This window comes from Amycolatopsis sp., assembly GCF_025464955.1.
GTDB lineage: Bacteria > Actinomycetota > Actinomycetes > Mycobacteriales > Pseudonocardiaceae > Amycolatopsis.
The window spans coordinates 55709-63861 of sequence record NZ_JAODNM010000138.1 but is presented as its reverse complement, the minus strand read 5'-3'; the positions used below and the strand labels follow the sequence as shown (position 1 = coordinate 63861).

3 protein-coding genes are annotated in these 8153 nt (G+C 68.9%); 2 read left to right on the top strand and 1 reads right to left on the bottom strand.

The window, feature by feature from the left end:
* Nucleotides 1–317 precede the first annotated feature (317 nt).
* Entirely contained in the window at nucleotides 318–4049 is a 3732-nt protein-coding gene (locus JWQ81_RS35935) for an RHS repeat-associated core domain-containing protein (RefSeq protein ID WP_297548655.1), read from the top strand.
* A gap of 272 nt (nucleotides 4050–4321) precedes the next feature.
* Here JWQ81_RS35935 and JWQ81_RS35930 read toward each other — a convergent pair whose 3' ends face one another.
* Nucleotides 4322–4999 (bottom strand): MBL fold metallo-hydrolase, encoded by a 678-nt coding sequence (locus JWQ81_RS35930; protein ID WP_297548653.1) that lies wholly within the window; start codon nucleotides 4997–4999, stop codon nucleotides 4322–4324.
* A gap of 240 nt (nucleotides 5000–5239) precedes the next feature.
* Between JWQ81_RS35930 and uvrA the strand changes: the two genes are divergently transcribed.
* Nucleotides 5240–8095 carry an excinuclease ABC subunit UvrA gene (gene uvrA / locus JWQ81_RS35925; RefSeq protein WP_297548651.1) on the top strand — a complete coding sequence of 952 codons (2856 nt, stop codon included), beginning with the start codon at nucleotides 5240–5242 and terminating at the stop codon, nucleotides 8093–8095.
* Nucleotides 8096–8153: the final 58 nt, after the last annotated feature.

Sequence of the window (8153 nt, the reverse complement as noted above, 5' to 3'; positions counted from 1 at the left end):
CGAAGTCGATGGATCCGCCGTCGGGTAAGAAGGGTGATTCGACGTCACCGTCGGGCGCGGGTGGCACGCCACCGCCGCTGAAGTCCGACCCTGCGGCACCGCCCAAAACGGACGGCTCCACGACGGCGTCGGGTGACCACAGTGGTGGGGCCACACCTCCGCCGGCGAAGAATGAGGGCCCCCCGCCATCGTCGAAGGGTCAGGACGTTCCGCCGACGGAGCCCGCCAACGCGCCTCCGCCGCCGCAGGCGAAGGCCGGTGAGCCGCCGGCCAAGGGCACGGGTGGGGACACGCCGTCTGGCAGTAACAAGCCCGTCGTGCCACGCGACCGCGGAGTCGGAACGGGCAACCGGGTCTGCGAGACCGACCCTGTGGACGTCGCGACCGGCGACGTCGTCATGGTCCAGACGGACCTGACCGTGTCGGGTGCGCCGATGCTGGAGTTGGTGCGCACACACATCTCGTCCTATCGGGCGGGCGGCTGGTTCGGCCTGTCCTGGGCATCCACTGTGGACTTCCGGCTCGAGGTGGACGACACCGACGTCTGCTGCCTGACTCCGGACGGGATGATCCTCGTCTACCCGATGCCCGCGGGTGGCGGGCAGGTGCTCCCGGTCGAGGGCCCGCGCTGGCCGTTGCGCCGGGAGGACGGCGGCTTTGTCGTCACGGCCGCCGGTCAGGAGATCTCGTTCGCGCCCATCGCGGGACGCTCGTCCGCGGTGCTGCCGGTGCGCACCGTTTCGGACGGCCTCGGCGGCGGCTTCACCTTCGAGTACGACGCGGCGGGAGCTCCTACCGCTGTGCGCCACACCGATGGATACCTCGTCTCCGTCGGCACTGAGGGCGGCCGGGTCACGACGCTGGACATGGTGGACCCCGCGAGCGGAACCCGGGTCCCGGTCTCGAGGTTCTCCTACGACGCCGACGGCAGGTTGGCGACCGTCTCGAACTCGTCCGGGCTGGGCCAGCGCTTCGACTACGACGCAGACGGCCGGTTGCTCGGCTGGCAGGACCGCACCGGCACCTGGTACCGGTACATCTACGACGCCGACGGCCGCTGCGTTCGCACAGTAGGCGACGGGGGCTTCTACGATGGCGAGTTCTCCTACGACCGGGAACGACTCGTCACCCGCTTCTCCGATTCGCTCGGCGCGGTGACCGAGTATCAGCTGAACGACGCGAACCAGACCCTGCGGCGGGTCGACCCGGCCGGCGGCGTCACCGGGTACGAATGGGACCGTTACGACGCACTGTTGTCGCGGACCGACCCCCTTGGCGCTGTCACTCGATACCGCTACACGGAAGACGGCGCGCTCGCCGGAGTCACCCGGCCTGACGGCAGCGAGGTCCTCGTGTCCTCGGCGCCGGGCAGGCTCTCGATCGCGGTGACCGAGGGCGGGCGCATGTACGACCGGACCTACGCCGGTGACCGGGTGCCCGACCCGTTCGCCGAGCAGTTGGGCGTCGCCTCCGGCTTCAGCTATGAAGACCTGCAGAAGCCGAACCCGTTCACCGACGTCGAGCCCGGCGAGGAGGCTGGTGCCGCGCGACGCGACGAGCGGGATCTGTTCGGCAGGCTGAGGACCATCACCGACGAGATGGGCGGCCGTACCCAGCTCTCGTGGACCGTGGAAGGCCTGCGGTCCCAGCGCATCGACCCGCTGGGCGCGCGCGAGCAATGGGGCTACGACGCGGAGGGCCACGCGGTCACGCACACCGGCACGGATGGTGCCGTCACCCGCCGCGAGTACGGGCCGTTCGGGCTCGTAACCGCCACGACCGACGCACTCGGCGGACGTACGAGCTACCGCTACGACACCGAGCTTCGCCTGGTGGAGGTCGCCGGCGCGCACGGCGCGTCATGGCGCTACACCTACGACGGGGTCGGTCGCCTCGTCGAGGAGACCGACTACGACGGCCGCACGCTGAAGTTCTCCTACGACGCCGCCGGCCGGGTCGTGCGCTCCGTCAACGGCGTGGGCGAGGCGACCGAATTTCGCTACGACGTGCTGGGCAACCTCACCGAACGCCGAACAGACGCCGGGAGCACGACTTATTCCTACGACCCGGTCGGCAGGCTCATCGCCGCGGCCACAGCCGGCAGCACGCTCGAGATCAGGCGGGACGAGCGAGGACGCGTTGTGCACGAGGCCGCAGACCGGCGCGGCGTCACCTATGCCGGCGATGACGCGGCCGTGCGGCGCCGGACCCCGTCGGGCGTGGACAGTTCGTGGGTGTTCGATGCCTACGGGCGACCGCGACGGCTGGAGATCGCCGGTCGAACGGTCGAATTCGAGCACGACGCCGACGGGCGGGAGACGATGCGTCGCTTTGGCGAAACCACCGTCACCCAGACCTTCGACCCCGCGCGCAGGCTCACGAGCCAGACGATCGTCAGCGGCTCGACAGCCGCGGTCGTCCAGCGCCGTCAGTTCCGCTACCGGGGCGACGGGCGGCTCACCGAGGTCCATGACGCATTGGCCGGCGTCTCCCGGTACGAGCTCGACACTCTCGGCCGAGTGAACGAAGTCGTCACGCCGGATCAGGTCGAGAGCTACCGCTACGACGCGGTCGGCAACATCACCCATTCCGCTGAGAACGGGACAGGGCTCCACCGGGTCTCGCCCGAGCTGGGGCAGCGCCGCTACAGCGGCAACCAGCTTGTGCTGGCGGGGTCGGTCGGCTACGGCTACGACCGCCAGGGGCGGCTCGTCATGCGCCGCGTCGACGGCGGCGTGTGGCACTACCACTGGGATTCCGGTGATCGCCTCACCGCTGTGACGCTGCCCGACGGCAGTGGTTGGCAGTACCGCTACGACCCGTTGGGACGCCGTATCTCGAAGGAGCATGTCGCCGGCGGGCGCGTGCTCGAGCGGATCGAGTTCACCTGGCGGGGCGCGGTACTGGTGGAGCAGGCCCGCGCCGACGCTGCCGGTGCGCAGGTCACCACGTGGGAATACCACCCCGTCGATGGGCGCCCGGTCGTGCAACTGGACCACGGCGCGCACGGGGTCCGGTTCGCCGTCGTGGTCACCGACATCGCCGACCGGCCCGCCGAGCTCGTCGATGAGACCGGTGCGGTGGTCTGGAAGAGCAGCGCCTCGCTGTGGGGCCGAACGGCCGATACGACGGTGCCGCTCGGCTTTCCCGGGCAGTATGCCGATGCGGAGACCGGGCTGCACTACAACGTGTACCGCTATTACGACCCGTCGACTGCCCGCTACGTCAGCCAGGACCCGCTCGGGCTCGGCCCCGCAGTGAACCCCGTGGGGTACGCACTGAACCCGCTGCACGAAGCCGACCCGCTCGGGCTCGCCTGTACGGACGCCCCGAGCACGGCGAGCGTGCCCGATCGCCCGGGCAGCGGCGGCAGCGACGCCGCACACCTCACTGACGATGCGCCGTCCTCAGGCGGCCGGCCGACCGACAATCCGGACTTCGGGAGCCTCAACGACCACAACGTGGCCGGCGGCAGCACCGAACACACGATCAAGCTTCCGGACGGCAGCGAGCACAAGATCGTGAGCACGCCGATGACCAAGCTCGAGGGGTATCACGGCATCAAGCCCGAGCATTACGACACCGTGGTGAACGAAGGCGGCGTCGCGCGCCCGAGCGGAGGCACCGCCGGCAACGCCAATCCCGACTGGAAGGGCTGGTACCTCGGCGAGAACCACGAGGACGTGGCACCGTTCAGCTGGAGTGGTGAGAAGCCGGGCGCGATCCTCAAGTACGAGACTCCGGGGCCGGTCACCGTGCATGATGTTCCGCACCAGTTGACCGCCGAAGTCGACGGCGGGATCAACCCGGTGACCATGAGCGCGCTCAAGCAGCATTTCGGCATCGGCGAAGGGGAGAGCCTGATGGACGGCCTGGCGGGCAAGGGTGGAGTCATCCGCACGACCGACGGCGAGGACGGCATGTCCGAATTCATCGTGCCCTGGGACAAGGCTGCGGGCGGTAAGGTCTCGGTGGAGGGCTACGTGAACATGATGAACGACATCAAGCCGAGGCCGACGCGGGACAACGGCCTCTTCGGCCAGATCTGATCCCTTTGGCGACCTTGTCGGGGTCGGGACGGACCGTCGTGAACGCCACCTTTCACGGCGTAGGACCCGCACATCGCCATCACCAGCACCACCTGCACGACGCGACTGGCCCTCAACCCCACTACCAGCACCCACTCGCCCCGGTCCTTGCTGCTCTGGACAGAACCGACCACCCCGACCACCCTGAAGTTTCAGACAGTGGCGTAGGACCCGCGGGATCTTCCCTTTACGACCTGCCGCCGCCCGTGGCGGCCGAGCGGGTGCGGCTCAGGTCACCAGCCGCGTTCGCGCCACTCGCCGAGCTTCGGGCGCTCCGTGCCGAGGGTGGTGTCGTCGCCGTGGCCGGGGTAGACCCAGGTGTCGTCGGGGAGGGCGTCGAAGAGCCGTTCCGAAACGTCGTTCAGCAGTGACGTGAACAGTTCCGGCGTCGCGGTCTTGCCGATGCCGCCGGGGAACAGCGAGTCGCCGGTGAAGAGGTGGCCGTGGCCGGCGGGGTCGCGGTAGAGCAGCGCGATCGAGCCCGGGGTGTGGCCGCGGAGGTGGATCACCTCGAGCACGCTGTCCCCGACGGTCAGGGTGTCGCCGTGTTCGACGAGGAAGTCCGGCGGGATGGGGAGCGGGGCCGCGTCCTCGGGGTGCGCGGCGGTGTTGGAGCCGTTGGCGCCGGCGACCGCGCCGAGTGCCTGCCAGTGGTCGGCGTGCTGGTGGGTGGTGACGACGGTGCGTAGCGCGGGCCGTTGCGGGCCGTGCCCGATGAGGTCCGAGATGCGCTCGGCGTCGTTGGCCGCGTCGATCAGCAGCGCTTCGCCGCTCGCCTGCGACACGAGCAGGTAGGCGTTGTTGTCCATCGGCCCGACCGACAGCTTGGTGATGGTCAGCGCTTCCAGTGTCCGGCGCGCGGCGTCGCCGCCCGGCTCGACATGGCCCGTGTATTCCTCGACGACGTTCACCGCTCCACGGTAGCCGTCCCGATCGTGGCGGGGACGCCCGCGTTACGATGAACGGCGTGGGCCCGAGTCGGTTGGCCGGAGTTTCCTGCGGTGCCAACCTTGTTCAGCCTGGTCTCGGAAGACGGAAAGTGCTGGTGGGGGAGTCCTCGCCCGTTTTTTGTCGGTGGGTCGACTTAGCATGGTGGCGCCCGGCCATCTAGGTATGGCAGCGGGCTCACCGACCAATGAAGGGACACTGGCGTGGCTGATCGCCTCGTTGTTCGCGGCGCCCGCGAGCACAACCTCCGCGGTGTGGACATCGATCTGCCCCGGGACAGCCTCATCGTGTTCACCGGCCTGTCCGGGTCCGGTAAGTCGAGCCTCGCGTTCGACACGATCTTCGCGGAGGGGCAGCGGCGCTACGTCGAATCGCTGTCCGCATACGCGCGGCAGTTCCTGGGCCAGATGGACAAGCCCGACGTCGACTTCATCGAGGGCCTCTCGCCCGCGGTGTCGATCGACCAGAAGTCCACCTCGCGCAACCCGCGGTCCACCGTGGGCACGATCACCGAGGTCTACGACTACCTGCGGCTCCTCTACGCGCGAGCCGGAAAGGCGCATTGCCCCCGCTGCGGCGAGCCGATCAGCAAGCAGACCCCGCAGCAGATCGTCGACCAGGTCCTCGAGATGGACCCCGGCACCCGGTTCCAGGTGCTGGCGCCGGTCGTTCGCGGCCGTAAGGGCGAGTACGTCGACCTCTTCGCGAACCTCCAGCAGCAGGGTTATGCCCGCGCGCTGATCGACGGCACGGTGTATTCGCTCACCGAGCCGCCGAAGCTGAAGAAGCAGGAAAAGCACGAGATCGCCGTGATCATCGACAGGCTGTCGGTCAAGGCGAGCTCGAAGCAGCGGCTCACCGACTCGGTCGAGACCGCGCTGCGGCTGGCCGACGGCATGCTCGAGCTGGACTTCGTCGACCTCGACGAGAACGACCCGCACCGCATCCGTGGCTTCTCCGAGAACCTCGCCTGCCCGAACGGCCACCCGCTGGCCATCGAGGACCTCGAGCCGCGGTCGTTCTCGTTCAACTCGCCGTACGGCGCCTGCCCCGAGTGCACCGGCCTGGGCATCCGCAAGGAGGTCGACCCGGAGCTGGTCGTCCCCGACGACGAGGCGAGTCTGGCCGGCGGCGCGATCGCACCATGGGCAGGCGGCCAGAGTGCCGACTACTTCCAGCGTCTGCTCGAGTCCCTGTCCGAGGCCATGGGCTTCCGGATGGACACCCCGTGGCGCCAGCTGCCGGCCAAGATCCAGAAGGCCATCCTGCACGGCGTCGACGAGCAGGTCCACGTCCGCTACAAGAACCGCTACGGCCGCACCCGGTCGTACTACGCGAACTTCGAAGGCGTCATCCCGTTCCTGGAGCGCCGCCAGGAGCAGACCGACTCCGAGCAGATGCGCGAGCGCTACGAGGGCTACATGCGCGAGGTGCCGTGCCCGGCCTGCCAGGGCACGCGGCTCAAGCCCGAGATCCTCGCGGTCACCCTGGAACACGCCACCCGCGGTGACCGCTCGATCGCCGAGGTCTGCGCGCTGTCCATCGCGGAGGCGTCGGAGTTCCTCGACGAGCTGGTGCTCGGCAAGCGCGAGACGATGATCGCGGGCGCGGTACTCAAGGAGATCCAGGCCCGCCTGCGGTTCCTGCTCGACGTCGGGTTGACCTACCTCTCCCTCGACCGCGCGTCCGGCACGCTGTCCGGTGGCGAGGCGCAGCGCATCCGGCTCGCCACGCAGATCGGCTCCGGGCTGGTCGGCGTGCTGTACGTGCTCGACGAGCCGTCCATCGGCCTGCACCAGCGGGACAACCACCGCCTGATCGAGACGCTGACCAGGCTCCGTGACCTGGGTAACACGCTGATCGTCGTCGAGCACGACGAGGACACCATCCGCGCGAGCGACTGGGTGGTCGACATCGGCCCTGGGGCGGGCGAGCACGGCGGCTATATCGTCCACAGTGGACCGTATAAGAAGCTGTTGCGCAACAAGGACTCGCTGACCGGCGACTACCTGTCCGGCCGCCGGATGATCCCGCTGCCCGAAACGCGCCGCGTGATCGACAAGAAGCGGCAGCTCACCGTCGTCGGCGCCCGCGAGCACAACCTGCGCGGCATCGACGTGTCGTTCCCGCTGGGCTGCCTGGTGTCGGTCACCGGCGTTTCGGGGTCCGGTAAGTCCACCCTGGTCAACGACATCCTCGCCACCGTGCTGGGCAACCAGCTCAACGGCGCGCGCCAGGTCCCCGGCAGGCACACCAGGGTCAAGGGCCTCGGCGAGGTCGACAAGCTCGTCCGCGTCGACCAGGGCCCGATCGGCCGCACCCCGCGGTCCAACCCGGCGACCTACACCGGGGTCTGGGACCACGTCCGCAAGCTGTTCGCCTCCACCACCGAGGCGAAGGTCCGCGGCTACCAGCAGGGCCGGTTCTCCTTCAACGTCAAGGGCGGCCGCTGCGAGGCGTGCGCGGGCGACGGCACGATCAAGATCGAGATGAACTTCCTGCCGGACGTCTATGTCCCCTGCGAGGTGTGCAAGGGCGCGCGGTACAACCGCGAAACCCTTGAGGTGCACTACAAGGGCAAGACGGTGTCGGACATCCTCGACATGCCGATCGAGGAGGCCGCGGAGTTCTTCGAACCGATCAAGGCCATCCACCGGCACCTGGCGACCCTGGTCGATGTCGGCCTCGGCTATGTGCGGCTCGGGCAGCCGGCGCCCACGCTGTCCGGTGGTGAGGCGCAGCGCGTCAAGCTCGCCAGCGAGCTGCAAAAGAGGTCCACCGGCAAGACGGTCTACGTCCTCGACGAGCCGACAACCGGCCTGCACTTCGAGGACATCCGCAAGCTGCTCGGTGTGATCAACGGCCTGGTGGAGAAGGGGAACTCGGTCATCGTGATCGAGCACAACCTCGACGTCATCAAGACCTCGGACTGGCTCATCGACATGGGGCCCGAGGGCGGCTCCGGCGGTGGCATGGTCGTCGCCGAGGGCACCCCGGAGCACGTCGCGACCGTCGAGGAGAGCTACACCGGTCAGTTCCTGCAGAAGGTCCTGCAGTAGGTCCCGTCCGTTTCGGCCGGCTCTCCATACTCGTCTGGCGAGGTGGGAGAGCCGGCCG